Here is a 25,858-nt window from a genome sequence, read left to right as displayed (position 1 = left end):
TCATGGCGGTCAGGGCTGGAGGCGACTGGCGCACCACCCGCCGTCGCAGCGGACAGGGCTGGAGGCGACTGGCGCACCACCCGCCGTCGCAGCGATCAGGGCTGGAGGCGACTGGCGCACCAGCCGCGGTCGCAGCGGTCGTAGCGCAGCCGGCGGTGCAGTCGGTCGGAGTCGGCGGCCCAGAACTCCACGGCGACCGGGGCGAGCAGATAACCGGCGTAGCGGTCGGGGCGCGGCAGCGGGGTGCCGGGGGCGGCGAGGCGGTCCGCCTCGGCGCGCAGGGCGGCCGCATCCCGCAGGGGTTCACTCTGCCGGGAGGCCGCGGACATGGAGTGCATCGGGACCGGCCGGCCGGACCACAGCGCGTCGGACTCGGCCTGGCTCAGCCGGGACACCGGCCCGGAGAGGATGAGCTGCTGGCCGGTCTCGCGCCAGTAGAGCAGGCCCGAAGCCCAGCCGGTGGCCGCCATTTCGCGGCCCTTCTGGCTGGTGGAGTGGCTGGCGAAGACCAGCCCGCGTTGGTTGATGTCGGTGACGGAGATGATGCGGTTGGAGGCGCGTCCCCGGCTGTCGGCGGTGGCGAGCGCCAGGGCGCGCGGTTCGCGCACACCGCGGGCGGTCGCCTCGGCGATCCACTGGTGGACGAGGCCCATGGGTTCGGCCGGCGGGTCGTCGTACTCGGGGAAGTCCAGGTCGACTTCGCCGGTGAGGCTTTCGAATCGGCTGCTGTTCACGAGTTCCTCGCTGGAGGGGATCAGACGTGGAGGGTGCCGTGCGCGGCGACGACGCCGTGGCCGCCGACCTCGACCGAGTGGACCGTGTCGCCGGCGCCCTCGGCGGTGGCGAGCATCAGGGAGGGGCGGCCCATCTCGACGCCTTGGAGGATCTCCAACTGCCGCCCGTATGAGGTGAGTCGGTGCCTTGCCAGGTGGATGGCGAGGGGACCCGCCGCCGAGCCCGTTGCCGCGTCCTCGACCACTCCGTAGGCGGGAGAGAACATGCGAGTACGCCAATGGGTGCCCGCACCGGCGAAGCAGTTCGCGGCCATGTCCGGGAAGGCGCCCAGGGCGCGGTGGTCGGGTCGGAGCGCGGACAGGGCGGCCACGCTCTCGACACCGACGAACACATGCCGGGGCCCGTTGCGGTAGATCTCGACGGGCGCGACGGTCTCCTCGACACCGAGCGCCGCGAGCAACTCCTCGCGGTGTTCGTACGGCTCCCAGGTGGGCACCGGCTGCTGCATGCGCACCCTCGACACCCCGTCGTCATCGGCGAGTTCGAAGGGGACGACACCCATGGCGGTCTCCAGCCGCAGCCGGTCCTCCTTGAGCGTGCGGCCGAGCGCCACCGCCGTGCCGAGCAGTGGGTGCCCCGCGAACGGCAGCTCGTTGACCGGCGTGAAGATACGGATACGGGCGTCACCGCCCTGCTCGGGCGGCAGCACGAAGGTGACCTCGGAGAGGTTCATCTCCCGGGCGATGCGCTGCATCAGCTCGGCACTCAGGTCTGCGGCGTCGAAGAACACCGCCACCGGGTTGCCTTCGAGCGGAGTGCGCGCGAAGGCGTCGACGACTATGTACTCGTGCACGGTGGCTCATCCCCTGAAGTAGCTGCCGTTGCCTGGACGTCGAAGCGGCCGCGGTACGAGGGCGGGCCGCCGATCAGCCGCGCTGCCCGATTGGGCGGCAGCTCCTCCGGGCGGTCCGCCTCCCACAGCATCACCGCGCCCCACCGGTTGGACTCCCGGTCGGCCAGCCACAGCTTCAGCCGCAGCCCCGGTACGTCGTTCCACTCGGCGACCGCCCCGTCGCCGAGGTCGGCGCGCAGGGAGTCGATGGTCTGGCCGGTGCCGTCGAGGTCCCACCAGGCGATGTCAACCCGCACGGCCGAGCACCTCCCGGATGATGCCGCCGACGATGCGCGGCCCGTCGACGGTGAGCACCGACTCCGCGTGGAACTGCATCGAGGCGAATCCCGGCCCGCGCAGGGCGTGCACCTCCCGGGTCACCGGGTCCCGGCTGACCTCCACGAGCCCGGCCCCGGCGAGGTCCAGCTTGTCCTCGGCGCTGCGGGCGGCGAACGTGTTGTAGAAGCCGACGCGTTCACGGCTGCCGAACAGGTCGACCTCCCGCTGTACACCCTGGTTCGGCACGTCCCGGCGGGCCAGGTCGAGGCCGAGGCTCAGGCCGAGCACCTGGTGGCTGAGGCATACGGCGACGAACGGCCGCTGTTCGGCGAGGAGTCGACCGATCGCCGTGCGGAGATGGCGGATCTTGGGGTCGTCGGTCGCCCGGGGGTCGCCGGGGCCCGGGCCCATCACGACCAGGTCGTGGCCGTCGAAGGCGTACGGCTCGTCGAAGCGACGTACCGTCACCTCCAGTCCCAGCGACCGGAGTTGGTGGCCGATCATCGCCGTGAAGGTGTCCTCCGCGTCGACGACCAGTGCGCTCAGGCCCGTCAACTCCGGTACTGCGGGGTGTCGTTCACCGCTGCCCTTGAGCCAGAACTCCGCGATGCCGTCGTTGCGGCGGTCCAGTGCCGCGCGGACCTCCGGGTGGCTGCCGTAGCGGATGGCCCGTCCGGACTCCAGGGCGCCGAGCAGGCCGGCCGCCTTGGCGCGGGTCTCGGCGACCTCCGAGTGCGGGTCGGAGTGCCGTACGAGCGTGGCGCCGACCCCGATCCGCACCCGGCCGGTGGTGTCGATGTCGGCGGTGCGGATGAGGATGGCCGAGTCGAGGGCGCGCTCGCCGTTGCGGTCGCGGCCGACCAGCGCGGCCACACCGCTGTAGTAACCGCGGCCCTCGGGCTCGTACTTGGCGATGACACGGGCGGCGCTCTCCAGCGGGCTGCCGGTGACGGTGGGCGCGAACAGGGTCTCGCGCAGGATGTCGCGCACGTCGCGGTCGGTGCGGCCCTCGATGAAGTACTCGGTGTGGGCGAGGCGGGCCATCTCCTTGAGGTAGGGACCGAGGACCCGGCCGCCGCCCTCGCAGATACGGGCCATCATCTTCAGTTCCTCGTCGACGACCATGTACAGCTCGTCGGTCTCCTTGGGATCGGCGAGGAACTCGGTGACGCCCTCGAGCGTCGGGCCGGCCGGCGGGTAGCGGTAGGTGCCGCTGATCGGGTTCATCACCGCGGTCCCGCCGCTCACCGAGATGTGCCGCTCGGGCGTGGCGCCGACGAAGGTGCGCTCGCCGGTGTGGACGACGAACGTCCAGTACGCGCCCTGCTCGCGCTCCAGCAGCCGACGGAAGAACACCAGCGCGTCCCGGAGCGAGTAGTCGCCGATGTCGGCCAGGAAGGACCGCTTGACGACGAAGTTGGCGCCCTCGCCGGTGCCGATCTCGTCGGCGACGACCCGGCGCACGGTCTCGGCGTAGCGCTCGTCGTCGACGTCGAAGCCGTGCGCGGTCACGGAGGTCGGCGTGTCCGGGAGCCGGAGCAGGAGTTCGGGCAGGGACACCCGGTCCTGGCCGGTGACGGACAGCGCGACCAGGGGCGCGCCGTCGTCGGGGGCGGTGAAGCCGCGCTCGGTGAGACTGCGGTACGGCACCACGACCAGGACGTCGTGCTCGGTGCCGGAGCCCGCGGTGAGCGGGATGTCGGCCAGCGTCCCGGGCAGGGTCACGTCGCCGACGAGGATGTCGACGGTGTCCGGGACGCCGGTCTCGGGGCGGTGCAGCAGGGCGAAAGCGGGTACCTGGAGGTCCAGTACGCGGCCCAAGAGGTCGTTGCCGTGCGACGCGTTCATATGAACACCTCCGTGGACGGGAGGACCACCGCGCAGCGCTGGGCCGCGTAGTCCAGGGCCAGCCGGTGGTGGGCCTCGGAGAAGTCGCCGAGGGCGTCGGCGGCGAGGAAGGCCTGGATGTCGTTGGCGTATGCCTCGAGGGCGGTGGCGAGGACGCCGACATGGGCGTACACCCCGCACAGCACGAGCTGGTCGCGGCCGGCCGCCCGCATGCGGGTGAGCAGGTCGGAGCGGAAGAAGGCGCTGTAGCGCCACTTGGTGAACACCCAGTCGTCCTCGGTGGGCGCGAGTTCCTCCGTCACCTCGCGGTCGGCCGGGTCGGTGCGCATGCCCGGGCCCCAGAAGTCCTTGAGCAGGCCGCGCTGCTCCTCGGTCATGCGGCCGGGCTGCGCGGTGTACGCCACCTGGACGCCGAGGGCGGCGGCGCGCTTGCGCAACTGCGCCGCGTTGTCGACGAGTCGGCTGCGCAGCGGGTCGGGCAGCGCCTGGAGGAAGTAGCGCTGCATGTCGTGGACGAGCAGGACGGCACGGTCCGGGTCCGGGCGCCAGTGCGCCACGTTCTCGGGGAGGTCGGGGGCGCTGGGCAGGGGGTACGACGCGATGGGGGGCAGGCCGGCCATGGGTCGGCTCCTTTCGGTGGGGTGGCCGCGTCGGTGGGCGTGGGTCAGAGCGCGTCGGCCCAGGCCGTGACCAGGGAGACGGCCTGCCGGGAGTTGAGGCGCGGGTCGCAGAAGGTCGTGTGCCGCTCACCGATCAGGCCGAGCGCCGAGGCGTCCGCGGCGCACTCCGCCACGTCGTCCGGGGTGGTCTCCAGGTGGAGGCCGCCCGCGATGCCGCCGCCCGCCGCGACCGCGTGGCAGAAGTCCTGGACCTCGCGGGCCATCGTGGTGAGCAGACGGGTCTTCTTGCCGCCGGGGGCGGTGATGGTGTTGCCGTGCATCGGGTCGCACAGCCAGATCACCGGGTGGCCCGCGGAGCGGACCGCCGCCACCAGGCACGGCAGCCGCTCGCTCACCACGTCGGCGCCCATGCGGGAGATCAGGGTGAGGCGGCCGGGTTCGCGCAGCGGGTCGAGGCGCTCGCACAGCGAGGTGATCTCCTCGACCGTCATGGACGGGCCGACCTTGCAGGCGACCGGGTTCTCCACGTCCGCGAGCAGGTCGACATGGGCGCCGTCGAGCTGGCGGGTGCGCTCGCCGATCCACGGCCAGTGGGTGGAGCCCAACCACCGTGTGGCCTCGCCGAGTTCGCGGATCATGGGCACCTCGTAGTCGAGCAGCAGCGCCTCGTGGCTCGTCCACACCAGGGGCTCGATGCCGGGCCAGGCGCGCAGTGCGGGGGCGCGCCAGCCGAGGTGTTCGACGATGTCGCCGGCCGCCATGTACCCGGTGAGGATGCGCAGCGGGTCGGGGCGCCGGCTCTCGGGATCCGGCTCGGGGCTGTTGACCATGTGCCCGCGGTAGACGGGCAGGGCGAGTTCGCCGATCTGCTCGAAGTTGTTGGAGCGGGGCTTGGCGAACTGGCCGGCCAGCCGCCCCACGCGCAGGACGGGCTTGCCGGTGAGCATCTTCAGGGTGCTGGCCAGCAGGTCGAGCACGGCGGTCTTACGGCGTACGTGCTCGGCCGTGCACTCCTCCGGGTCCTCGGCGCAGTCGCCCGCCTGGACGACGAGCGCCTCGCCGGTGGCGACGGAGGCGAGCAGCGACCGCAGGGTGCGGACGTCGTCGAAGCGGACCAGCGGTGGACGGGAGCCGAGGATCTCCCGCACCCGCTGGACCTGGGCGGGGTCGGGCCATTCGGGCTGCTGCAGGGCCTTGGCCCGCTGGATCTCGGCCCGCTGGATCTCGGTCCTCTGGATTTCGGACAGTGCTTGTCCCACGACAATTCCCCCGTGGACGGAGAGGGTTTACGTTCGGGTCATGACGGGCCGCGGTTGCGGTACGACGCGTCAGGTGGGGATTCCTTCGCGCTGAATGCGCGGGACGTCGATTCCCAGGGCCTTGAACTGCCGGCAGGGATTCATGAACTCGCGCTGCTGCCTGATTTTTCCGTCCTCGAAGAGGAAGGAATGCAGGAAGTGATTGCGGTAGTACCCGTCCGGATATCCGGGGAAGAGAATCTTTCCCTCGCCGTCGCATTCGACCCAGAAGCGGTCCGGGTCCTGGGTGTCGAAGATCTCGATGTTGGTCCAGGCCCAGTCGGGAAAGCACTTGAGCGACCAGACGGCGTGCTCGCCCAGCCGGTCGCGGCCGCGGATGACGATCGGTTCGCCGCTCTCCGTGGTCCACAGACCGCCGGTGCCGTCCTCGGTGAACAGCAGGTGGCGGCGGAGCCGGTCCGCGCCACGGGTGTTCATGTACTGCTCGACGACGGCCCGGTTGTGGGCGCGCAGTTCGTTCTGGTCGGTGGGTATTCGGGGGTCCGACATGGCTGTCCTTCGTGGTAGGGGGAGGCGGTTCAGACGATGAAACTGATGTCGCGTGGGTCGCCGCCGACGAGGGCGCGGCCGTACACCTGCTCGGGGATGCCCATGCCGAAGCCGGCGTGCCGGCTGCCGACATTGATGTCGCGCCACAGCCGCTGCAGCGGGTTGGACTCGTTGAAGGCGGAGGAGCCGTGGGCGGTGAGCAGGGTGTCGACGGCCTCCCGGCACAACCGTCCGACCTGCGCGGACTCCAGGCGGTTGCGGGCGCGGACGGTGAGGCCGGCGTTGACGCCCGCCCGGGCGAGCTCGTCGACGGTGTCGGCGATCCGGGCGGCGACCAGCTTCGCGGTGTCGATCTTCGAGGTGGCCTCGGCGAGGTCGAGCTGGAAGGTCGGGGACTGCGTCTGGTCGCGGTAGGTCGTGCCGGCCACGGGGCGGGTGGGGCCCTTGGCGCGGACGAAGTCGAGGGCGGCCTCGGCCCCGCCGATCAGGGCGCCGATCAGCCCGATGGCGAACAGGCCGGTCAGGCTGTTGCGGTAGGGCAGGGACGGGTCGACGACGCCGTCGGTCTCGCCGTTGAGGACCGGCAGGTAGGGCACCAGTCGGTGGTCGGGCACGAAGATCCGGTCGGCGACGATCGTGTTGGATCCGGTGCCGCGCATCCCGGCGAAGTACCAGGTGTCCTTCACGGCGACCTCGTCGGTCGGCATCAGGGCGAACTGCACGTCGGGGCGGCCCGCGTCGGTCGGTACGGCGATCAGGGCGCTGACCCACTGGGCGTGCAGACAGCCCGAGACGTACGCCCACTCACCGCTGACGATCACTCCGCCGTCGACCGGTTCCACGGCCGGCGAGGGCATGCCGAGGACCAGTGCGCACCGGGCGTCCGGGTCGTCGCCCCACACCTCGTCGCCGGCCGCGGCCGGGAACAGGCCGGCCATGAAGTTGCCGGCGTTGAGGACGCCCGCGATCCAGGCGGCGGACGGGCAGCCGCGGCCGAGGGTGGTGGCGACGTCCAGGAGGGTGCGCATGTCGGTCTCGTGGCCGCCGAGGCGGCGCGGGGTCTGCAGGCGCAGCAGTCCGGCCTCGGTCATGGCGGTGACGACCCGGTCGGAAAGGCGCCGCTCGCGCTCGCACTCGACGGCGTCCTCCCACAGCAGGTCCCGCAGACCTTCGGCCCGTGCGACGAGTTCTGCACGATCCACGGAATTACTCATTCCGAATCATTCCTTTCGAATTTCTCGGACGTTCGGCACGCTATGGGTCCGAAAACCCGGGAGTCAAGGGCGATTTTCTTCGCTTCACCGGGAATTCGGAATGCTGGAAATTGGCAGGGTTCAGCGACGCGGCGCGTTTTACGGGCCGCGTTTCCCGAGCGCCTCTTCAGTGGCGTCGAATCAGATTTCCGAGTACGACCCGGCCGACCGTGACGGGGTTGAGCAGGATCAGGGGCGACGACAGGAGCGAGCTGACCTTGACGAACTCCTGGGTGAGCGCCGGGTCCCGCTCCGCCGCGGTCAGCAGCGCGCCGAAGTAGGCGTTGGTCAGACGCACCGGGAGCGGCCGGGGCCCGGCGACCTCGGGGAGCGACAGGTCGCTGCCGACGGCCATCTGCCAGGCCACCTCGATCCGGCGTGCGGCCGCCCGGAAGAAGCGGTGCGCGAGCCGGTCCGGCCCGCCGGCGAGGCACTCGCGCAGGACCTCGGCCTGCAGGGCGGCCGCGGACATGCCCTGGCCGTAGACGGGGTTGAAGCTGCAGATCGCGTCGCCGAAGACGAGGAGTCCTTCGGGGAAGCGGTCGAGGCGTTCGTAGCGGCGGCGGACGCTGGCCGGGTAGCGGTGGGCCACCAGGTCGTCGAGCGGCTCGGCGGCACACAGGGCCTCGAAGACGTCCGACGGGAGGATGGGCTTGGCGAACTCGAGGAAGTCGCTCGGATCGGTCGGCGGGTGGTGGCCGCCGTAGCCGATGAGGGTGAGCATCCAGCGGTCGGCCTCGTGCTGGAGGAAGGTGGCGCCGGTGGGCCGTCCCGGTTCGGCGCCGACTATCACGACCTTCCTGCGGCCGAGGGCGCCGGGTGCGAGACGCAGGTTCTGGCTGACGTACTTGATGTCCACGGCGAGCTTGTCCTCGCGGGGCTGGTCGTAGCCGAGGTCGGCGAGCCAGCGGGTGGTGCGGCCGCCGCGGCCGGTCGCGTCGACGACGAGGTCGGCGGCGAGCTCCCGCTCCGTGTCGTCGTCGCGCCGGACCAGGCGTACGCCGGTGACGCGGGCGCCGTCCGGGGTGCTGATCAGTCCCGCCGCCTCGCACCGGTCGACGATCTCGACGCCGGGCAACTTCCGCACCCTGAGCCGCACTTGGCGTTCCAGTTGCGGCCGGGTCGGCTGGTAGGTGGGGGTCGGGTCGGCGTAACGGCCTTCCTGGCACAGGAGATGGCCGCCTGGTGCGAAGTGCATCTCGGTGGGTTCGCGGACCACCGGGACCCCGCTCGCCTCCAACTCCTCGAGCAGACCGGGGAACATCTGCTGCAGTCCCCGGGTGCCGGCGGGCAGGATCGCGTGGGCGTGCCGGCCCTGCGGCACCCCGCGGCGGTTCTCGTCCGCCTCCGGGAGCGCGTCCCGGTCGACCACCGTGACCCGGTCGAACATGCCGGACAGCACCCGGGCGGCGAAGAGGCCGGCGATGCTCGCCCCGAGGACCACGCAGTGCCCGCTGCTGCGGGCGCGCGGCTCCTTGGGGCCGTGGGGGTGTGCGGTCTCGTGAGACATGCGAATCCTTCCGGAAAAGAGGGGTGTCGTGCAATTTCCGAAACCTTCACCGGCAGATGTTCCGGCAGACGCCATAACCCGCTGCGAAGTTGCCTCGATTAACGGTGAGATGAACCTCACGGAAAGAGCCCGTACGGGATCGCACTCGGCGCTCCTTCCCCTTTCACCACCTCAGGCAAACCCGAGGCGTACGGCTCATCTCGGCCAACCGTCAGGACGGCGTCGGCGCGATGGCGGAAAACAAGTCCCCGACAATGGCACCGGCGGCGGAATATCTAATTCCGAAAAACCGGGACAGGGGTCCCGCGGAGTTTTCGTCAGACCCCGGGACCGGTGCGCGCCGCCGTCGCCAGCCAGCACGCCGGCAGCGGCGCGACCGTACGCCCGTGGCCGATGCGCGGGTCGTCGCCGGCATACACCCGGGCCTGCCAGCCGTGGCCGCCGAGCCACTGCTCGAGGTCGTCGCGGGCGGACAGCCAGGTGGCGCCCTGCTCCTCGACCCGCTCGCGCACGGGCCTGCCCTCCTCCTCGAGCATGGCCGCCTTGAGGTGCTCCAGCATGAGCCGGCTGCCCGGTGCGGAAAGCGCGCCCACGCCGGCCAGGAGCGCCTCGCCGGCCTCGTCGGTGAGGTACATCAGCAGCCCCTCGATCAGCCAGACGGTCGGCTGTTCCGGATCGAAACCCGCAGCTTGCAGGGCTGACGGCCAGTCCTCGCGCAGATCGGCGGCGACCCCGCGGCGCTCGCAGGCGAGCGGCAGGCCGGAGCCCTCGACGAGGGCGTCCTTGAACTCCTTCATCTCCGGCAGCTCGACCTCGAACCAGCGGGTCCCGGCGGGCAGATCCAGTCGTACGGTACGGCCGTCCACGCCGGCCGCGAGCGTGACGACCTGGCGGATCCCGCCCCGGACACCGGCGAGGATCTCGTCGTCGAAGAAGCGCGTGCGCACGGCGAAGTAGGTGGGGAAGCCCGCCGCGCTGGTGTGGGTCTGCCTGATCACGGCGGCCACGTCGGCCAGGACCGGGTCCTCGGCCAGCGCCGCGAGCATCGACGCGGCGAGCGGATCCCGGAACAGCGCATCCGGACGCTCGCTTTCCAGTTGCCGCATCCAGGCGATGAACAGTGCGGTCTGGCCGACCCCGACGGAAGGCGTCTTCAACTCCACCATAAAATCCTCCCCAAGACGAGTTCAATTCAACGGAAAGGGCGCGATCTACGCAGGTAGATCGTCAAGCGTGAAACATCTCGCCAAAATCGCTTACGATTTCCTGGCGGATGGGGCGCGGAAAGCCCTCTCATCTCCGCCCGAGCACTGAACCGGGTGAACTGATGGAATTCTGTGGGGCCTTGCGGCTGCGATGGTAGCGTGCTCTGCGCTATCTTCAACTTTATTCCACGGAGCAGGCCCCCACTGAAGGATGTGTGCATGCTGGACGACCTGGACCGTGCCCTGATCCACGCGCTGCACATCGACGGCCGCGCGCCTTTCAGCCAGATCGCCGCCGCGCTGGATGTGTCACCGCAGACTGTCGCGCGCCGTTATCGGCGGCTGCGTACGGAGGCGTCGTTACGGGTCGTGGGGCTGTCGGACCCTCATCAGGCGGGCCAGACGCAGTGGATCGTGCGCCTGACCGCGGCGGCGAGTTCCGCGCAGGACCTGGCGCATGCGCTGGTACGCCGGCAGGACACCTCATGGGTGAAACTGACATCCGGCGGTACGGAGATCGTGGCGATCATCCACACACCGACGGACGCGGCGGCGAACAACTCCCTTCTCCTGCGCGACATTCCACGCACGAACAACATCACCGCGGTGTCGGCGCACTGTCTGCTGCACACATACCTCGGTGGTCCGACGAACTGGCGGCGCAGCGCCAACTCACTGGACGACAAGCAACAGTCGATCCTGCGGGAGCACGAGGCGGCCGACACCTCGTACGTGCCCGTGCCGCGTCAACTGGCCGACGGGGACGCCGACTTGCTGGTCGCGCTGCAGAAGGACGGGCGGGCGACGCACGCGGAGCTCGCCCAGGCGACGGGCTGGTCCCCGGTGACCGTCGCGCGCCGGCTCGCGGATCTGCAGGCGGGCGGGGCGATCTTCTTCGACGTCGAGGTCGACACGGGGCACTTCGGGGCGAACACGCGGGCGCTGCTGTGGATGTCGGTGAGCCCGGCGCACCTTGAGCATGTGGCGACGACGCTGGCGGGCCACGACGAGCTGGCCTTCGTGGCGGCGACGACGGGCCCGACGAACCTGGTGGCCCAGGCGCTGTGCCGCGACCCTGCGGACCTGCACCACTACCTGGCCCGCCGCCTCGGCTCCCTGGACGCGATCCACACCCTGGAAACCAGCCCGGTCCTCCAGAACCTCAAGGCAGCCAGCCCGATCATCACGGACCTCTCCCGAACAAGACGCCCCACCGCACCGAGCCGCCCTCGGGGATGACCGTCCAGCGGGTCCAGGGGCGGAGCCCCTGGGGATGGGACGGGTAGGGGCGGCGGGGCGAGGAAAGCCTCGGTGCGGCACCCCAATGCGTCCGCGCATGCCGATGCGGCGACCCGAAGGCCGCCGCACGTACTCCGCTAACCGCTCGGAAGGGCCCGGCTAATGTCCCGCCCCGGCATCCACCGGCGCGTTCCTGTCGATCATCATCCGGCTCGTCGCAAAGCTCACGACCACCAGAGCCACCGCCACCCAGAACGCCAACTGCACGGCATGCAACGCCGATCCCGCGTCCCCGGAGTGCGCGCTGCCCAGGTACACACTGCCGAGGATCGCCACCCCGAGCGTGGCCCCCAGCTGCTGCACCGCGTTGAGCAGCCCGGCAGCCGAGCCGATCTCCTGCGGCTGCAGCGGCTTGAGGGCGATCGTGAAGAACGCCGGGCTGAACAGGCCCACACCGAGTCCGACCACCCCGAGCGCGAACAGCAGCGGCGTGGGGTACTTCTCCGGGTCCGCCGAGTGGTACACCGCGATCGCGGCCAACGCACCGACCAGCAGCACCGCCAGACCGAGCGACATCATCCGGTGCCCGTACCGCTTCACCAGGTGCGCACCCGCGATCCAGGACGCGACCGCCAGCCCCACCGACCACGGCGCCAGCGTCAGGCCGGCCTTCAACACGTCCGTCCCGAGCCCCAGTTGGAGCTGGAGCACGATCACCATCATCAGCCCGTTGGTGACGGCGAAGAAGGTCGTCGAGGTCACCAGCGCGGCCGGGAAGCCGCGGTGACCGAACAGGCTGGGCTCGACCAACGGGCTGCGTCCGCCCGCCGCCACGCCCCGCTGATGCACCGCGAACACCACCATCAGGCACAGCCCGGCCACGATGGCTCCCCAGCTCCACCCCGACAGCGCGGCGAGATCCGCACCGATCAGCGGGTAGACCACGAGCCCGATCCCGGCCATGGCCAGCAGCGTGCCGGTCACGTCGAGCGTGGGCCGCTTCGGCGCCCGGTTCTCCATCAGCTTCGGCGAGATCGCCAACACCACCAGCGAGACAGGCACGTTCACCAGGAACGCCGCCCGCCACGACGAGCCGAACAGGTCGGCATGGGTGAGCACACCGCCCAGCACCGGCCCGCACACGGCCGCCAGACCCATCACGGGCCCGATGCTGCCGAGCGCCTTGGACATCTCCGGCCCGGCGAACATCGTCTTGATCAGACCGATGGTCTGGGGAATGATCACGGCCGCCGCCGCTCCCTGCACCACCCGGAAGGCGATCAGCAGCCCCACCGAGGGCGCCACGGCGCACGCGGCGGACGCGAGCATGAATCCCGTGACGCCGGCCACGAACAGCCGCTTGCGGCCGGCGATGTCCCCCAGCCGGCCACCGGTGATCAGCAGCACCGCGAACGGCAGGGTGTACGCGGTCGTGAACCACTGGATGTCGGACACCGACCCGCCGAGGTCGGCGTGGATCGCCGGTGCGGCGACCTGCACGATGGTCGCGTCCAACAGGTTCATCGCCTCACCGAGCAGCAGGGCGGTGAGCGCCAGCCACCGCCATCGGTACGCCGTGGGAGTCGGCGTCAGCACACGCTCAGCAGTCATCGGGATTCCTCTCCACCGTTGTCGACACGCCGGCCGGTCCCCTTCGGGCGGGGCACCCCGGCCGACCACGACTCAGCGTGGAGGCGGGGAAAGAGGGTCCTCCAGCCACGGCCGGGAGATGGCGGATTCCTTCCACCGGCCGCCTCCGCGGTGTCGATTTCCCACACCACCCCCCGGCGCGCGTACGTCCCCGCCGGAACCACAGGCCGGGCATCCCGCCCCACGCGCCGTGTCAGGTTCCTTCACCGGAACGCCCCGGATGGAAGAAATGCTCCAGTCCGCCGCCGCGACTGGAGCGGACGACCGTGATCACTTCACGCTGGAGTCCTCCGGTCACCCCCTGTGTTCCGGGGGTTCACTCCGTTACGTTCATCCTGTTCAGGAGCGTGCATGGCAGTCCTGCCCGCCACCCAGAGAGAAGTCCGCCTGCTCGCCAAGCCGACCGGGCTGCCCCGGCCGGAGCACTTCGGCGTCGTGGAGACACCCGTCGTACCGCCCGGAGAGGGCGAGGTGCTGGTGCGCAACCTCTTCTTCCATGTCTTCGCCACCCTGCGCATCCTCATCGCGGGGGCGACCCGGGACACCCCGTTCCCGGTGCTGAACCCCGGCGACACCCTGGTCGGGGCGGCGGTCGGCGAGGTCGTCGAGGCCCCCGAGGACAGTGATCTCATGCCCGGCGACCTGGTGCAGCACTGGCAGGGCTGGCGCGAGTACGCCCTCGTGCCGGCCGCCGAGTGCAGCCCGATCGACCGTACGGTGCTGCCGGACCCGGCCGCCCATCTGCAGCAGGGCTGGACGGCGTACGCGGCGCTCACCCGCGGGGTCGAACTCCGGCCCGGGGACACGGTGTTCGTGTCCGCCGGCGGCAGCGGGATCGGCTCGATGGCCGGGCTGATCGCGCGGCGGCTGGGTGCCGGGCGGGTCATCGCCAGCGCCGGCTCCCGGGAGAAGGCCGAACGGCTGCGCGCCGAACTCGGCTACGACGACGTGGTGGTCCGCGGCGAGGGCCCGCTCGCCGAGCAGCTGGCGAAGGCGGCGCCCGACGGCATCGACGTCTACTTCGACAACGTCGGCGGCGAGCAGCTGCGGGCGGCGGTGGACGCTGCCCGGCCCGGCGCCCGCTTCGTGCTGATCGGCGCGCTGTCCGGGCAGTTGGCCGAGGAGGGCACCGGTACGTCGGCGCCGGTGGAGCTGGACTCGCTGCCGCTGATCCACAAGCGGATCGAGATGCGCGGCTTCAGCTCGGACGACTTCGCCGACAAGCACGAATGGACCGAGCGGTTCGGCGCCTGGCTGAGGGCGGGCGAGATCATCTTCCCGCACGTACGCGTGCAGGGCATCGAGAACGCGCCCCGCACCCTGCTGGAGGTGATCGAGGGACGGCACATCGGCGCCGTCGTCGTCGAGCTGTAGCTCCGTAACCGCCTTACATCTCCGTCGAGTTCAGGAGTCCCCGTGTCGCGAGCTGCCACCGAGATCCTCGATCTTCCCCTCGATGTCCGGCCCGAGCCGGACGAGTTGATCCGTGCCGCCATGGAGTGGCACTTCGGCCCCGGGACGGGGTCGCCGTTCTGGCTGGAGCGGGCCAAGAGCCTGCCCTTCGATCCGCTGACCGACATCAGGACGCACGACGACCTCACGCTCTTCCCCGATGTGACGGCCGAGCTGCGGGACGTGCCGGTGCGGGACCTCGTACCGCGCGGGTACGGCCGGTCCCCGGACGTGGTCGGGGTGTTCGAGAGCGGCGGGACCACCGGCGCCCCGAAGCGGGTCGTACTGCTGCGGGACTGGCTGGAGCGGATGCTCCACTGGAGCAACCGCAACCTCGACGCCCACGGCTTCGTGCGCGGCGCCGACTGGCTCGGCCTGGTGCCGACCGGCCCGCACATCGTGGGCGAGTACTTCCGCCGGTCCGCGGCCACGCACGGGCGGCACGGCTTCACCGTCGACCTGGACCCGCGCTGGGTGAAGAAGCTGATCGCCGCCGGCCGCGGAGCCGACGCGGACGCGTACGCCGAACACCTCGTCGACCAGGCCGCGTTCGTACTGCGCACCCAGGACATCGGCGTCCTGACGGTCACGCCCCCGCTGCTCGAACGCATCGCCCGGCGCGACGACCTGGCGGAACTCGTCAACGAGAAGGTACGGGCGATCCGTTGGGGCGGCACACAACTCGATCCCGACTCCCGGTACCTGTACAAGACGGAGGTCTTCCCGGACACCGTGCTGTGCGGGAACTACGGCAGCACGATGATCCTCGGCTTCGCCGGCGAGCGCCCCGGTCTGCCCGACGACGCCGGCTGCGTCTTCGACCCGTACAGCCCGTACGTCACCTTCTCCGTCGTCGATCCCGAGACGCTGCGGCGGGTTGCGTACGGCGAGCGCGGGCGGGTGTTGGTCCATCACGTCAGCAAGTCGTTCTTCCTTCCCAACAACCTCGAGCGGGACGTGGCGACGCGGATCGAGCCGCTCGACGGGCAGGCCGGGGACGCGGTGGCGGACATCGCCCCGGTGGCGACCTTCGAGAACGAGGCCGTGATCGAGGGCGTGTACTGATGCCCCAGACGCAGAAGCCGGCGACGCACACGGACGTGGTCGCGCTCGACGCCCTGGGTCCAAGGGGGCCGTACCGTGCCCGCAATCGCCTCACCGTGACCGACGTCGCGGGCCGGGAGAGCGCCGAACTCAGCCTCGTACCGCCGCTGTTCGTGGACCGTACGCTGAAGGCGCTGCACCGTGCCGACCCGCCCGGGCCCGACGAGCGGATCGGCATGATCGGCCGGGCCGCCGGACTCTTCGCCACGGCCACCCTGAACGGGCTGACGGCCGAGGAGTACGCGTACCGGGTCAGCCGGGCCGGCGGGACGCCGATCTCCGTCGTACGCGCCACCGTCGCGGCGATCGCGGCGCGGCTGAGGAAGGTGCACCACAGCGTGGACAACGCGCGGCCGGCCGGTGCGGTCGGCCGGTGGGACGATCCGCTGACCCGTGCCGGGCGTGCGGTGTGGGTGCGGCGCGGGAACGTGTTCGCGGTGCACGCCGCCGGCAACCACCCCGGCCCGCACAGCCTGTGGCCGGAGGCGCTCGCGCTGGGCTACCGCGTCGCCGTACGACCCTCCCGGCGCGAGCCGTTCACCCCGCACCGCCTGGTCACCGCGCTACGGACGGCGGGCTTCGGGGACGACCGGGTGGCGCTGCTGCCGACCGACCATGCCACCGCGGACGCGCTGCTGCGGGGCGCGGATCTCGGGCTGGTGTACGGCGGCGAGGACGTGGTGCGCAAGTACGCGGGGAACCCGTCGGTGCTGCCGCAGGGGCCGGGCCGGTCCAAGATCCTGCTGACCCGGGAGGTCGACTGGCGCGAGCACCTCGACACGATCGCCGACTCGGTGAGCGGTCACGGCGGCACGGGCTGCGTCAACACGACGGCCGTCTTCGTGGAGGGCGATCCGGCTCCGCTGTGCGCCGCGCTCGCCGAACGGCTGGCGGCCGTACCGAGCCTGCCTCCGGAGGATCCGGCGGCGGTCTTCCCCGTCCAGCCGCTCGCCACCGCGAAGGCGCTCGAGGCGCATCTGCTGCACCGGGCGGCCGGTACCCGGGCGTGGCTCGGCGGCGACGGCATCCTCGGCGACCTGGGTGACGGCAGCGCCGCACTGCGCGCGGCGGTCCACCAGGTGGCGAGCCCCGACGCACCGCAGGCCGCCGTGGAGCTGCCGTTCCCCTGTGTGTGGGTGGCGCCCTGGAGCCGCGAGGCCGGAATCGGACCTCTCCGCAACAGCCTTGTCCTTACGGCGATCACGAGCGACGACCGGCTGGTGGCCGAGCTCGTGCAGGAGCCGTCCATCGGCAATGTGTACGTGGGGGACGTGCCGACGTACCGGATGGAGCCGGGGCTGCCGCACGACGGGCACCTCGCCGAGTTCCTGATGCGCTGCAAGTCGGTGATCAGGGACTGACCGACAGCCGTTGTCCCCGGCGGTGATCCCCCACCGCCCCCGCCGACGGGGAGATCCTGCGGGAGGGTCCTTCCCGTCGGCGGCCGTGTCCGCGCCCTGCCGGCAGGGCGCCCGAAGGATGGTGTGCGCATGCTCGACGACATCGACCGCGCCCTGATCCACGCCCTGCACATCGACGGACGCGCCTCCTTCAGCCAGCTGGGCGCCGTGCTGGCGGTGTCCCCGCAGACGGTCTCCCGCCGCTACGAACGGCTGCGCGAGCAGGCGGCCCTGCGCGTGGTGGGGCTGCCCGACCCGCAGCTCACCGGGCACGAGCAGTGGCTGCTGCGGCTGACCGCGGCGCCCGAGACCGCGCTCGACCTCGCGCACGCCCTGGTGCGCCGCCCGGACACCTCGTGGGTGTACCTGACCGGCGGCGGCACCGAGATCGTCGCCGTACTGGAGACCCCGCTGGGCATGGCGCACGGCCACTCGCTGCTGCTGCACGAACTGCCGCCGAGCGTCGGCCTCACCGCCGTCTCCGCGCACCATCTGCTGCACACCTACCTGGGCTGGCGCACCCCGTGGCGGATGAGCGCCAACGCGCTGACCGCACGGCAGCAACGGATGCTGGGCGCGCCGAGGTCCAACGGGTACGGCGGGCCGCAGCAGGACACGCAGGTGCAGCTCACCCCCGCCGACCACGCCCTGATGGACGCGCTGCGGCGGGACGGGCGGGCCGCCGTCGGTGAACTCGCCGCCGGCACGGGCTGGTCGCCGGCGACCGTCTCGCGCCGCCTGGATCATCTGCGCGCCTGCGGGGCGATCTTCTTCGACATCGAGCTCGACCCGGGCGTGCTGGGCGGCAGCGCCAAGACCCTGCTGTGGATGGCGGTCGCCCCGGCCCACCTCGACGAGGTGGCCACCACGCTGGCCGGCCACGACGAGCTGGCCTTCGTCGCCCACACCACCGGCCCCACCAACCTGGTCGCCCACGCCCTGTGCCGCGACACCACGGCCCTCTACCACTACCTCACCCACGGCCTCGGCTCGGTCAAGGCCATCCGCACCCTGGAGACCGCCCCGGTACTGCGCACCCTGAAGGCGGTGGGCACCCTCACACCGGCTGGGCGACCGAGGGCGAGCCGCTGACCGTCGCCGTCGCCCAAGTGGTCGCACCACCGCGGGCGAGCGGGGGACCGCCCTTGTCGCTCGGGCAGTTGCGCCGCCGCGCTCAAGGCCATCCGCCCCGAGACCACGCCCGCGCTGCGCACAGGAAAGCCCGTCGGCGCGATCGCACCCGCAGGCCGACATCCCGCCGAGGGCCGGCCGTTGACTCGTGTGACTCCGGCGCCTTGGTGCCCAAGTGGTTTGCGGGGCCCGTCAGTTGGCCAAGGTGGTTGTCGAGGCTTCCGGGAGAGCGACGACGTGACGGGAGGGGCCACGTGCCCGAGGACAGTGCCCGGCCGACCGGCCGCACCGCTGCAGCCGACAGCGGCTTCGCCGCGGACGGGACAGCGCACGCCGCGCGGATCTACGACTACATCCTGGGCGGCAAGGACTACTACCCCGCCGACCAGGAGGCGGGCGACGCCATGTGCCGGGAGTGGCCCGCCCTGCCCATCCACATGCGGGCCAACCGCGACTGGATGAACCGCGCGGTGCGGTGGCTCGCCGAGGAGGCAGGGGTACGCCAGTTCCTCGACATCGGCAGCGGCATACCGACCTCGCCCAACATCCACGAGATCGCCCAGTCGGCGGCCCCCTCCTCCCGGGTCGTGTACGTCGACAACGACCCGCTCGTCCTCGCGCTCTCCCGGGGCCTGCTCACCAGCACGCCGCAGGGCCGGACTTCGTACGTCGAGGCGGACATGCGCGATCCGCAGGCCATCCTCGACAGCCCCGCCTTCCGCGACACCCTGGACCTGGGCGAGCCCGTCGCCCTGACCGTCATCGCGATCGTGCACTTCCTGCTGGACGAGCACGACGCCGTCGGTATCGTCCGCCGCCTCCTCGAACCGCTGCCGTCGGGCAGCTACCTTGCCATGTCCATCGGCACGGCCGAGTTCGCGCCCGAGGAGGTCGGCCGGGTCGCCCGCGAGTACGCGGCCCGCGACATGCCGATGCGGCTGCGCACCTTCGCCGAGGCCGAGGAGTTCTTCGAGGACCTCGACCTCGTCGAGCCGGGCATCGTCCAGGTCCACAAGTGGCGTCCGGACCCCGCGGACGCCGGGGCGGTCCGCGACGAGGACATCGCGATGTACGGGGCGGTGGCCCGAAAGCCGTAGACACACCCCCTGCTGGCAGGAAAGGCATCATCACGATGCGGCAGCGACAACTCACTCAATGTTGCTGATCACTTGACTACCGGCGGTCACACACGATTGGCTCCGGCCAGCGAGAGTCACCCGGACGGGGTACGACACGTCGGACGTCGTGCGGGGGCTCCCTCTCGCCGTTCCTCCAGCTCGGCCGCACAGCGAGGTGCCGCTCCCCTCATGAAGACTCCTCCCCCACCCGCCGTCCCCCGCAGATCCCGGGCGGTCGCCGCCCTGGCCGTCGCCGGCTGCCTGCTCGCGGCCGGCTGTTCCGCCTCCGGTGGCACGTCCGCCTCCGGCGCGGACCCCCTCGGCAAGGCCGGAAACGGCCGGTTCAGGGTCACCCTGGTCACGCACGCCGACAACGGCGACACCTTCTGGAACCTGGTGAGGAAGGGCGCCGAGGCCGCCGCCGCCAAGGACGGCATCGACCTCACCTACACCAACGACCCCGACGCGGCGGGCCAGGCCGAGCTGGTGCGCGACGCGGTCCGCGACAAGGTCGACGGCATCGCGGTGACCCTGGCGAAACCGCAGGCGATGAAGGCCCCGGTGGCCGCGGCGAAGGCGGCGGGCATCCCGGTGGTCGGCCTCAACTCCGGCATCTCCGACTGGCAGTCCGCCGGACTGCTCGAGTACTTCGGACAGGACGAGAGCGTCGCCGGTCAGGCGGTGGGCGACAAGCTGGACGACCTCAAGGCCGAGCACGCCCTGTGCGTCATCCACGAGCGCGGCAACGTCGCCCTGGAGGCCCGCTGCGCCGGCGTGAAGAGGACCTTCGGCGGCCGGACCGAGAACGTCTACGTGGAGGGCAACGACGCGGACGCGACCGCCGCCGTGCTCACGGCCCGGCTGCGGCAGGACCCGACGATCGACGAAGTGGTCACCAACGGCGCGCAGTTCGCCCTCACCGCCGTCAAGTCGGTGAAGGCCTCCCGCAGCAAGGCCCATGTCGCCACCTTCGACCTCAACCAGGACATGGTGAAGGCGATCAAGGACGGCGACGTGCAGTTCGCGGTGGATCAGCAGCCGTATCTGCAGGGCTATCTCGCGGTCGACGCGCTGTGGCTCTACCGGACCAACGGCAACATCAGCGGCGGCGGTGTGTCCCCCGTGCTCACCGGTCCGGCGTTCGTGACCAAGACCAACGTGGCCGCGATCGCGAAGTACGCGGAGCGCGGCACGCGCTGAACGACACTTCGTACGTCAATGTCTCGAAAGATTCGCAGACCCGTGGCACGTGCGGTCACTTGTACGGATAGCATCCTGTGCACCCCATCTCTCCCCCGCTCACGGCCACCCCCCGTGTTCCCCCTCCGCTCCGCTGACCGCCTAGGACGACGATGTCTCCACGGACAGGTGCCCGGCGCCGTCTCGGCTCCATACGTCTTTCCCTGATCCTGCTGGCCCTGGTGCCCAGCGTCACCCTCGCCGCCATGTGGGGCGTGACGACGACGCAGATGTTCACCGAGGGGCTGCGGCTGCGCGGGCAGACCGAGCTGAGCCGGTCGACGGGTGCCATGGGCACGGACGCGACGCTCGCGCTGCAGCGGGAGCGCAGCCTGTCGGCGGCCTGGCTGGCCGATCCGCACGGCTCGCGGGCAGCGCTCGACGCGCAGCGGAAGAAGACGGACCGGGCGGTCGCCAAGCTGGTCGGCCAGACCGACGCGATCAACAAGGCACCCTCGCGCATCTCGGACCGGCTGTACTCGGTGCTCGGCTCGGTCAGCAGCCTCGAGTACTACCGCAGCCAGGTCGACGACCCGGCCGACATCACCGCCGCGCAGGCGCTGGACCAGTACAGCTCGATCATCGACGACCAGATCCACGCCTTCCAGGAGCTCTCCCAGGTCGACGACGGCGACCTCACCTCGCAGGCCGGCCCGCTGGTCGCGCTGGAGCACGCGGCGGAACTGGTCTCGCAGGAGGACGCCCGGCTCACCCTGGCCTGGCCGTCCGGGCAGCTGAGCGCGAAGACGTGGGCCGACTTCGCGCAGCTGGTCAACACCCGGCGCTGGCTGGTCGAGGACCAGATCGTCCCCTCGCTGCAGGGCAGCGCGAAGACGCAGACCGAGCGGATCCTGCAGAGCTCCGAGTGGCAGACCCTCCAGGACGTCGAGGACAAGGTGCTCGCGGCCCGGGCCTCCGCCGCCGGCGGGAAGATCCCGCTGCCGGACACGCAGAAGCAGTGGACGGCCGCGCTGAACACGGTCGGCGACCGGTACACGGAGCTGATCGAGGACCAGACGACCGGGCTGCTGGACCGCAGTGCCGACAAGGCCGAGAGCACTCTGCTGACCGCCGCCTCGCTGAGCGCGGGCGGTCTGATCGCGCTGCTGCTGTGCGTGGGCATGTCCTGGCGGATCACCCGCTCCCTGTCCCGGCGGCTGCGCGGCCTGCGCGAGGCCACCCTGAGCCTGGCCGAGGAGCGGCTGCCCGAGGTGGTGGCCCGTCTCGACCGGGGCGAGACGGTCGACGCGGACGAGGCGGCCCCGCCGCTGGACTACGGCGGCGACGAACTCGGCCAGGTGGCACGCGCGTTCAACAAGGCGCAGCGCACGGCCGTGCACACCGCCGTCGAACTCGCCGACACCCGGCGCGGCTTCCAGAAGGTCATCCTCGGCATCGCCCGGCAGAGCCAGAACCTGGTCAACCTGCAGCTCACCAAGCTGGACGCGCTGGAGCGCGAGCACTCCGACCCGGACGTCCTCAAGGGCCTGTACGAACTGGACTCCACGGCCAGCCAGTTGCGCCGCTACGAGGAGAACCTGGTCATCATCAGCGGCGAGCAGCCCCGGCGCAGCTGGCGGGAGCCGGTCGCGCTGATCGACATCCTGCGCAGCGCCGTCGGCGAGGTCGCCGAGTACCAGCGGGTGGACGTGCACACCGACGAGGACGTGTACCTGGCGCCGCCCGCGGTGGCCGACGTGATCCACCTGCTGGCCGAGCTCATCGACAACGCGACCGCGTACTCGCCGGCGCCTGCCCCGGTCGGGGTGCGGGCCGCGATGGTCGCCAAGGGCCTCGTCGTGGAGGTCGAGGACCGCGGGCTCGGCCTGTCCGAGGAGGACTACGCCTCCTTCAACGAGCAGTTGGCGGTGGAGCCGCAGTTCGACGTGGTGGCCCTGGCCGGCGACCTCCGGCTCGGCATGTTCGTGATCGCCCGCCTCGCCACCCGGCACGGCATCGCGGTCACGCTGCGCCCGTCGCCGTACGGCGGCACGACGGCGATCGTGCTCCTCCCGCACGAGATCGTCGTACGGGAGGCACCGGCCACCCCTGCCGAGGAGGAGCCGGCCGACGCGGAGGAGCCCACCGAGCCCGTACGGGAGCCACGCATTGCCGCCCCCGCGCGCACCGCACCCTCCCCGGCACCGGAGCCTTCCGCGCGTCGCGACGGCATCACACCGCTCCCCCGCCGTGTCCCCCAGACCAGCCTGGCCGCCGAGCTGCGCGAGGACGCGCCGAGCGGTGAAGACAACGGTCACGCCGAGGAGTTCACCGCGGAGCAGGCCGCCTCCTCGCTCGCGTGTTTCCAGCGCGGCACGCTCCGGGCGCGTGACGACGAGACAGAAACGCAGTACGACCAGGAGGAAGCAGCCGTATCTCGGGAACCGGACGAGCCCCTCCCCGCCGAAGGCACCACCTCCCCCACTCTCGACTGCGCTCGAGCGGGGGGACCCCCATCCTCGACTCCGCCCGCCGACCGCTGACGAAGGAACACCGCCATGACACGCCCCATCCCAGCCACCCATACCCAGCTCGACCAGCTGCTGACCGGACTCGTGGAGCGGGTCGCCGAGGTCAACCACGCCGTCGTGCTCTCCGAGGACGGACTGGTCGTCAGCAAGTCCACCGGGTTCCTGCGCGACGACGCCGAACGCCTCGCGGCCACCGCGTCCGGTCTGATGAGCCTGAGCAAGGGCGTCAGCATGGACTTCCGCGGCGGCCCGGTGCGCCAGGCGCTGATCGAGATGGCCAACAGTTTCCTGATACTGACCTCCGCCGGCCCCGGCGCCCACCTCGTCGTCCTCACCAACGCGGGGGCCGACGTCGGCGTGGTGGCGTACCAGATGAACATGCTGGTGAAGAAGATCGGCGAGCACCTCAGCGCGGCACCGCGGGCAGGCATCGGCCCCACCGTCGACTCCGGCGCGTGAGGTGGGCGGAGGCGACACGGACGGCCGACTGGTCCGGCTGTTCGCGCTGACCGGCGGACGGACCCGGCCCAGCCGCGCCGACTTCACGCTCATCACGACGGTGACCGCGGTGGACCCGCCGCCGACCTGGGCCACCCGGCCGCAGCCCGAGCACCAGCGCATCCTGCGCAGCTGCGCCGAGCCGATCGCCGTCGCGGAGCTGTCCGCGCTGCTCGACCTCCCGGTGAGCGTGGTCGTGATCATGCTCTGCGACCTGCTGGAGGCGGGCCGGATCACCGCCCGTCCGCCGCACCCGGTCTCCCGGACCCCGGACCTGGACCTGCTGCAGAAAGTGAGGGACGGTCTTGGCCGCCTCTGACACCATCACCCGGTCGGCACCCGACACGGTCAAGATCCTGATCGCCGGGGGCTTCGGCGTGGGCAAGACCACCATGGTCGGCTCGGTCAGCGAGATCGTGCCGCTGCGCACCGAGGAACCCCTGACCGCCGCGGGCCTCGGCGTCGACGACCTCGACGGCATCGAGGAGAAGCACGCCACCACCGTGGCCCTGGACTTCGGCCGCATCACCATCAGCCGCGAACTGATCCTCTACCTCTTCGGCACCCCGGGCCAGCAGCGGTTCTGGTTCATGTGGAACGACCTCGCCCTCGGCGCCCTGGGCGCGGTCGTCCTGCTGGACGTGCGCCGCCCGGAGTCCAGCTTCGCCGCGATCGACTTCTTCGAACGCCGGAACATCCCGTTCGTCGTGGGCGTCAACGGTTTCTACGGCGAGCACCCCTATCCGCCCGCGGAGATCCGCGAGGCACTGGCCCTCCCGGACGACGTCAAGGTGCTGCTGTGCGACGCCCGCGAGCGGGAGTCTTGCAAGGCCGTACTCATCGCCCTGATCGACCAGTTGATCGCCTCGGCGGTGCAGTCGAACGGGAACGGGCGGCTCACTCGTCCGGGCCGCTGAGCGGCTCGTTCGAGGGCGGGACGACCCGCGCCGTGAGATCGGGCTCCGGCATGTCCTGGTCGAAGGGGAACATGGGGCGGCGGATGCGGTGGTGGCCCAGGCGCGCCAGGTCCTGGTCGACGCCGCCCGGCGTGAGGGCCATCTTCCAGTCGGCGCGCAGGGCGAAGAGCTCGGGCTCCAGATAGCCGATCTTGACGACGACGACGTCCGCCGTGCGCGGGTCCAACTCCAGGTCGGTGAAGTCCCGTTCGAGGTGGTACGGCTTGCGTAGCCGGGTCAGGATCACATGCACGCTCCCCACCCGCAGCACCACTTCGAGCTCGGCGTCGACGTCGCCGTGCCGGATCGCGTGGACCACACCGGTCATGGTGAGCGGCCCTGCGTCCCGGTCGTCGACCTCCGCGCCGGCCGTGACGGTGACCGTCGCGCCGACGCCGGCCTTCTCGGCGATCTCGACGGCGTCCGGCCCCGGCAGGGAGGCGTACAGGACGGTCGGGCCCGAGGGGTCGGCGAACTCCGGGCGGGCCAGGATGCGTTGGAGGCTCCAGGTGACGTCGCCCGCGCCGCCCGCGGTCGGGTTGTCGCCGGTGTCGCTGATGACGTAGGGGCGGGCGGTGGAGGCCAGCGCCTCGTCGAGACACCCGTCCAGGGTCCCGGTCGGTGCGACGAAGTCGAAGTCGTGCCGGGCCGCCCAGAAGCCGCGGGCGAGGTGCTCGGCGCCCGACTTCACGACGTCCGGCGAGTCTCCCGTGACCACGACCGCGGCCCGGTTGCGGGGTTCGTCCGCCCACGCGTAGCCGACCCAGATCGCGGCGTCGGTGACTCCGGGCAGCGCCTCCACGTCCTCGACCGCCGCGTACACGCTCTTCGCGGGTTCGATACGGGTCGAGGTCTGCTCCCCGGCCAGCAGCACCGGCACCGGGATCCAGGCCTTGACCGGGCGCGGCGCCCCGCTCGCCAGGAGGTCCACGAGGTTGCGGGCGGCCCGCTCCTTGGTGTCCATCGCGTCCTCGTGCGGGGCCATGCGGTAACAGGTGATCAGGTCGCTGCGGTGGACCAGTTCGCGGGAGACGTTGCCGTGCAGGTCCATGGAGGTCGACACGAGCACGTCCGGGCCGACGACCTCCCGGATCCGGTCCAGGAGTCGGACCTCCGCGTCGTCCAGGCCCTCGACGGTCATCGCGCCGTGGATGTCGTACCAGAGGCCGTCGATCGGTCCCGACTCCCGTAGCCGGTCGAGGAGTTCGCCGGACAGGTCGGCGTACGCGGCCGCCGTCACCATGCCGCCGGGGCGTGCCTTGCCCACCAGGGCGCCGCGCCAGTCGGCGGCGGCACGCAGCGGGGCGTCCGGGGCGAGGAACGGGTAGCGGGTGAGGACGTCGGCGCCGCGCAGGGGGTGGAAGGCGGGGGCCTCGGTGCGGGCCGGGGAGAAGGTCGAGGACTCGATGCCGAGTCCGGCGACGGCGATGACGGGGCGCTGTGGCGACAT

The 25,858-nt window shown here is 71.3% G+C and carries 23 protein-coding genes; 11 read left to right on the top strand and 12 right to left on the bottom strand.

The genetic code is table 11. The features are described from left to right. Positions 1-95: 95 nt before the first annotated feature. The 10 genes from phzG to ABZ880_RS13295 form a co-directional block, all read right to left on the bottom strand. Positions 96-734, bottom strand: a complete 639-nt coding sequence (gene phzG, locus ABZ880_RS13340) for a phenazine biosynthesis FMN-dependent oxidase PhzG (RefSeq protein WP_361260915.1) — start codon at positions 732-734, stop codon at positions 96-98. A 20-nt stretch (positions 735-754) separates the two neighbouring features. Continuing rightward, positions 755-1,588, bottom strand: coding sequence for a PhzF family phenazine biosynthesis protein (locus ABZ880_RS13335; protein ID WP_361260913.1), 834 nt, complete (start codon positions 1,586-1,588; stop codon positions 755-757). Continuing rightward, a complete protein-coding gene (locus ABZ880_RS13330) occupies positions 1,573-1,884 on the bottom strand; it encodes a hypothetical protein (RefSeq protein WP_361260911.1) in 312 nt (103 codons plus the stop codon). The genes ABZ880_RS13335 and ABZ880_RS13330 overlap by 16 nt, the downstream gene beginning before the upstream one ends. Next, positions 1,874-3,754 (bottom strand): anthranilate synthase family protein, encoded by a 1,881-nt coding sequence (locus tag ABZ880_RS13325; protein ID WP_361260909.1) that lies wholly within the window; start codon positions 3,752-3,754, stop codon positions 1,874-1,876. The genes ABZ880_RS13330 and ABZ880_RS13325 overlap by 11 nt, the downstream gene beginning before the upstream one ends. Next, positions 3,751-4,374, bottom strand: a complete 624-nt coding sequence (locus ABZ880_RS13320; RefSeq protein WP_361260907.1) for an isochorismatase family protein — start codon at positions 4,372-4,374, stop codon at positions 3,751-3,753. Before ABZ880_RS13320 ends, ABZ880_RS13325 begins: the two co-directional genes overlap by 4 nt. 44 nt (positions 4,375-4,418) lie before the next feature. Then, a complete protein-coding gene (locus ABZ880_RS13315) occupies positions 4,419-5,633 on the bottom strand; it encodes a 3-deoxy-7-phosphoheptulonate synthase (protein ID WP_361260905.1) in 1,215 nt (404 codons plus the stop codon). 69 nt (positions 5,634-5,702) lie between these two features. Continuing rightward, positions 5,703-6,182 carry a PhzA/PhzB family protein gene (locus ABZ880_RS13310; protein WP_361260903.1) on the bottom strand — a complete coding sequence of 160 codons (480 nt, stop codon included), beginning with the start codon at positions 6,180-6,182 and terminating at the stop codon, positions 5,703-5,705. A 29-nt stretch (positions 6,183-6,211) separates the two neighbouring features. Then, complete coding sequence (locus ABZ880_RS13305) at positions 6,212-7,384, bottom strand: acyl-CoA dehydrogenase family protein (RefSeq protein WP_361260901.1); 1,173 nt, start codon at positions 7,382-7,384, stop codon at positions 6,212-6,214. 178 nt (positions 7,385-7,562) lie between these two features. After that, positions 7,563-8,945, bottom strand: a complete 1,383-nt coding sequence (locus ABZ880_RS13300) for an FAD-dependent monooxygenase (protein WP_361260899.1) — start codon at positions 8,943-8,945, stop codon at positions 7,563-7,565. A gap of 317 nt (positions 8,946-9,262) precedes the next feature. Continuing rightward, positions 9,263-10,111 carry an SAM-dependent methyltransferase gene (locus ABZ880_RS13295; RefSeq protein WP_361260897.1) on the bottom strand — a complete coding sequence of 283 codons (849 nt, stop codon included), beginning with the start codon at positions 10,109-10,111 and terminating at the stop codon, positions 9,263-9,265. A gap of 258 nt (positions 10,112-10,369) precedes the next feature. Between ABZ880_RS13295 and ABZ880_RS13290 the strand changes: the two genes are divergently transcribed. Then, a complete protein-coding gene (locus tag ABZ880_RS13290) occupies positions 10,370-11,389 on the top strand; it encodes an Lrp/AsnC family transcriptional regulator (RefSeq protein WP_361260895.1) in 1,020 nt (339 codons plus the stop codon). Between the two features lie 159 nt (positions 11,390-11,548). On the opposite strand, the gene ABZ880_RS13285 is transcribed toward ABZ880_RS13290, so the two are convergent. Further along, on the bottom strand, positions 11,549-13,000 hold the full coding sequence (locus ABZ880_RS13285; RefSeq protein ID WP_361260893.1) for an MFS transporter: 1,452 nt from the start codon (positions 12,998-13,000) through the stop codon (positions 11,549-11,551). Between the two features lie 390 nt (positions 13,001-13,390). On the opposite strand from ABZ880_RS13285, the gene ABZ880_RS13280 reads away from it, so the two are divergent. The 10 genes from ABZ880_RS13280 to ABZ880_RS13235 all read left to right on the top strand — a co-directional run bounded on the left by ABZ880_RS13280 (position 13,391) and on the right by ABZ880_RS13235 (position 24,369). After that, positions 13,391-14,413, top strand: coding sequence for an NADP-dependent oxidoreductase (locus ABZ880_RS13280; protein ID WP_361260891.1), 1,023 nt, complete (start codon positions 13,391-13,393; stop codon positions 14,411-14,413). Positions 14,414-14,455: 42 nt separating this feature from the next. Then, positions 14,456-15,556, top strand: a complete 1,101-nt coding sequence (locus tag ABZ880_RS13275; RefSeq protein WP_361260889.1) for a phenazine antibiotic biosynthesis protein — start codon at positions 14,456-14,458, stop codon at positions 15,554-15,556. Then, a complete protein-coding gene (locus tag ABZ880_RS13270; RefSeq protein WP_361260888.1) occupies positions 15,556-16,956 on the top strand; it encodes an aldehyde dehydrogenase family protein in 1,401 nt (466 codons plus the stop codon). Before ABZ880_RS13275 ends, ABZ880_RS13270 begins: the two co-directional genes overlap by 1 nt. 129 nt (positions 16,957-17,085) lie before the next feature. Beyond that, entirely contained in the window at positions 17,086-18,087 is a 1,002-nt protein-coding gene (locus ABZ880_RS13265) for an Lrp/AsnC family transcriptional regulator (protein WP_361260886.1), read from the top strand. A gap of 293 nt (positions 18,088-18,380) precedes the next feature. Beyond that, on the top strand, positions 18,381-19,223 hold the full coding sequence (locus ABZ880_RS13260) for an SAM-dependent methyltransferase (RefSeq protein ID WP_361260884.1): 843 nt from the start codon (positions 18,381-18,383) through the stop codon (positions 19,221-19,223). Between the two features lie 210 nt (positions 19,224-19,433). Beyond that, positions 19,434-20,444, top strand: coding sequence for a substrate-binding domain-containing protein (locus tag ABZ880_RS13255; RefSeq protein ID WP_361260882.1), 1,011 nt, complete (start codon positions 19,434-19,436; stop codon positions 20,442-20,444). A gap of 152 nt (positions 20,445-20,596) precedes the next feature. Beyond that, positions 20,597-22,966 carry a nitrate- and nitrite sensing domain-containing protein gene (locus tag ABZ880_RS13250; RefSeq protein ID WP_361260880.1) on the top strand — a complete coding sequence of 790 codons (2,370 nt, stop codon included), beginning with the start codon at positions 20,597-20,599 and terminating at the stop codon, positions 22,964-22,966. Positions 22,967-22,981: 15 nt separating this feature from the next. Then, the gene (locus tag ABZ880_RS13245) at positions 22,982-23,413 is read left to right on the top strand and encodes a roadblock/LC7 domain-containing protein (RefSeq protein WP_361260879.1); all 432 of its coding nucleotides are present in this window, start codon (positions 22,982-22,984) and stop codon (positions 23,411-23,413) included. Between the two features lies 1 nt (position 23,414). Then, complete coding sequence (locus tag ABZ880_RS13240) at positions 23,415-23,771, top strand: DUF742 domain-containing protein (protein ID WP_361260877.1); 357 nt, start codon at positions 23,415-23,417, stop codon at positions 23,769-23,771. After that, on the top strand, positions 23,758-24,369 hold the full coding sequence (locus tag ABZ880_RS13235) for an ATP/GTP-binding protein (protein WP_361260875.1): 612 nt from the start codon (positions 23,758-23,760) through the stop codon (positions 24,367-24,369). Before ABZ880_RS13240 ends, ABZ880_RS13235 begins: the two co-directional genes overlap by 14 nt. Here the strand turns inward: ABZ880_RS13235 and ABZ880_RS13230 are convergent. Further along, positions 24,350-25,858 carry a M81 family metallopeptidase gene (locus ABZ880_RS13230; RefSeq protein WP_361260873.1) on the bottom strand — a complete coding sequence of 503 codons (1,509 nt, stop codon included), beginning with the start codon at positions 25,856-25,858 and terminating at the stop codon, positions 24,350-24,352. The genes ABZ880_RS13235 and ABZ880_RS13230 overlap by 20 nt on opposite strands.

This window comes from Streptomyces sp. NPDC047043, assembly GCF_040644055.1.
GTDB lineage: Bacteria > Actinomycetota > Actinomycetes > Streptomycetales > Streptomycetaceae > Streptomyces.
The sequence above is the reverse complement of the archived record's forward strand: the minus strand, read 5'-3'. Positions and strand labels throughout refer to the sequence as shown.

Bases quoted from the DNA above. Each gene is read 5' to 3' on its own strand.
- ABZ880_RS13300 (WP_361260899.1), bottom strand. From the start codon at position 8,945: ATGTCTCACGAGACCGCACACCCCCACGGCCCCAAGGAGCCGCGCGCC.
- ABZ880_RS13285 (WP_361260893.1), bottom strand. From the start codon at position 13,000: ATGACTGCTGAGCGTGTGCTGACGCCGACTCCCACGGCGTACCGATGG.
- ABZ880_RS13310 (WP_361260903.1), bottom strand. From the start codon at position 6,182: ATGTCGGACCCCCGAATACCCACCGACCAGAACGAACTGCGCGCCCAC.
- ABZ880_RS13270 (WP_361260888.1), top strand. From the start codon at position 15,556: ATGCCCCAGACGCAGAAGCCGGCGACGCACACGGACGTGGTCGCGCTC.
- ABZ880_RS13290 (WP_361260895.1), top strand. From the start codon at position 10,370: ATGCTGGACGACCTGGACCGTGCCCTGATCCACGCGCTGCACATCGAC.
- ABZ880_RS13265 (WP_361260886.1), top strand. From the start codon at position 17,086: ATGCTCGACGACATCGACCGCGCCCTGATCCACGCCCTGCACATCGAC.
- ABZ880_RS13325 (WP_361260909.1), bottom strand. From the start codon at position 3,754: ATGAACGCGTCGCACGGCAACGACCTCTTGGGCCGCGTACTGGACCTC.
- ABZ880_RS13295 (WP_361260897.1), bottom strand. From the start codon at position 10,111: ATGGTGGAGTTGAAGACGCCTTCCGTCGGGGTCGGCCAGACCGCACTG.
- ABZ880_RS13250 (WP_361260880.1), top strand. From the start codon at position 20,597: ATGTCTCCACGGACAGGTGCCCGGCGCCGTCTCGGCTCCATACGTCTT.
- ABZ880_RS13280 (WP_361260891.1), top strand. From the start codon at position 13,391: ATGGCAGTCCTGCCCGCCACCCAGAGAGAAGTCCGCCTGCTCGCCAAG.
- ABZ880_RS13245 (WP_361260879.1), top strand. From the start codon at position 22,982: ATGACACGCCCCATCCCAGCCACCCATACCCAGCTCGACCAGCTGCTG.
- ABZ880_RS13230 (WP_361260873.1), bottom strand. From the start codon at position 25,858: ATGTCGCCACAGCGCCCCGTCATCGCCGTCGCCGGACTCGGCATCGAG.
- ABZ880_RS13320 (WP_361260907.1), bottom strand. From the start codon at position 4,374: ATGGCCGGCCTGCCCCCCATCGCGTCGTACCCCCTGCCCAGCGCCCCC.
- ABZ880_RS13255 (WP_361260882.1), top strand. From the start codon at position 19,434: ATGAAGACTCCTCCCCCACCCGCCGTCCCCCGCAGATCCCGGGCGGTC.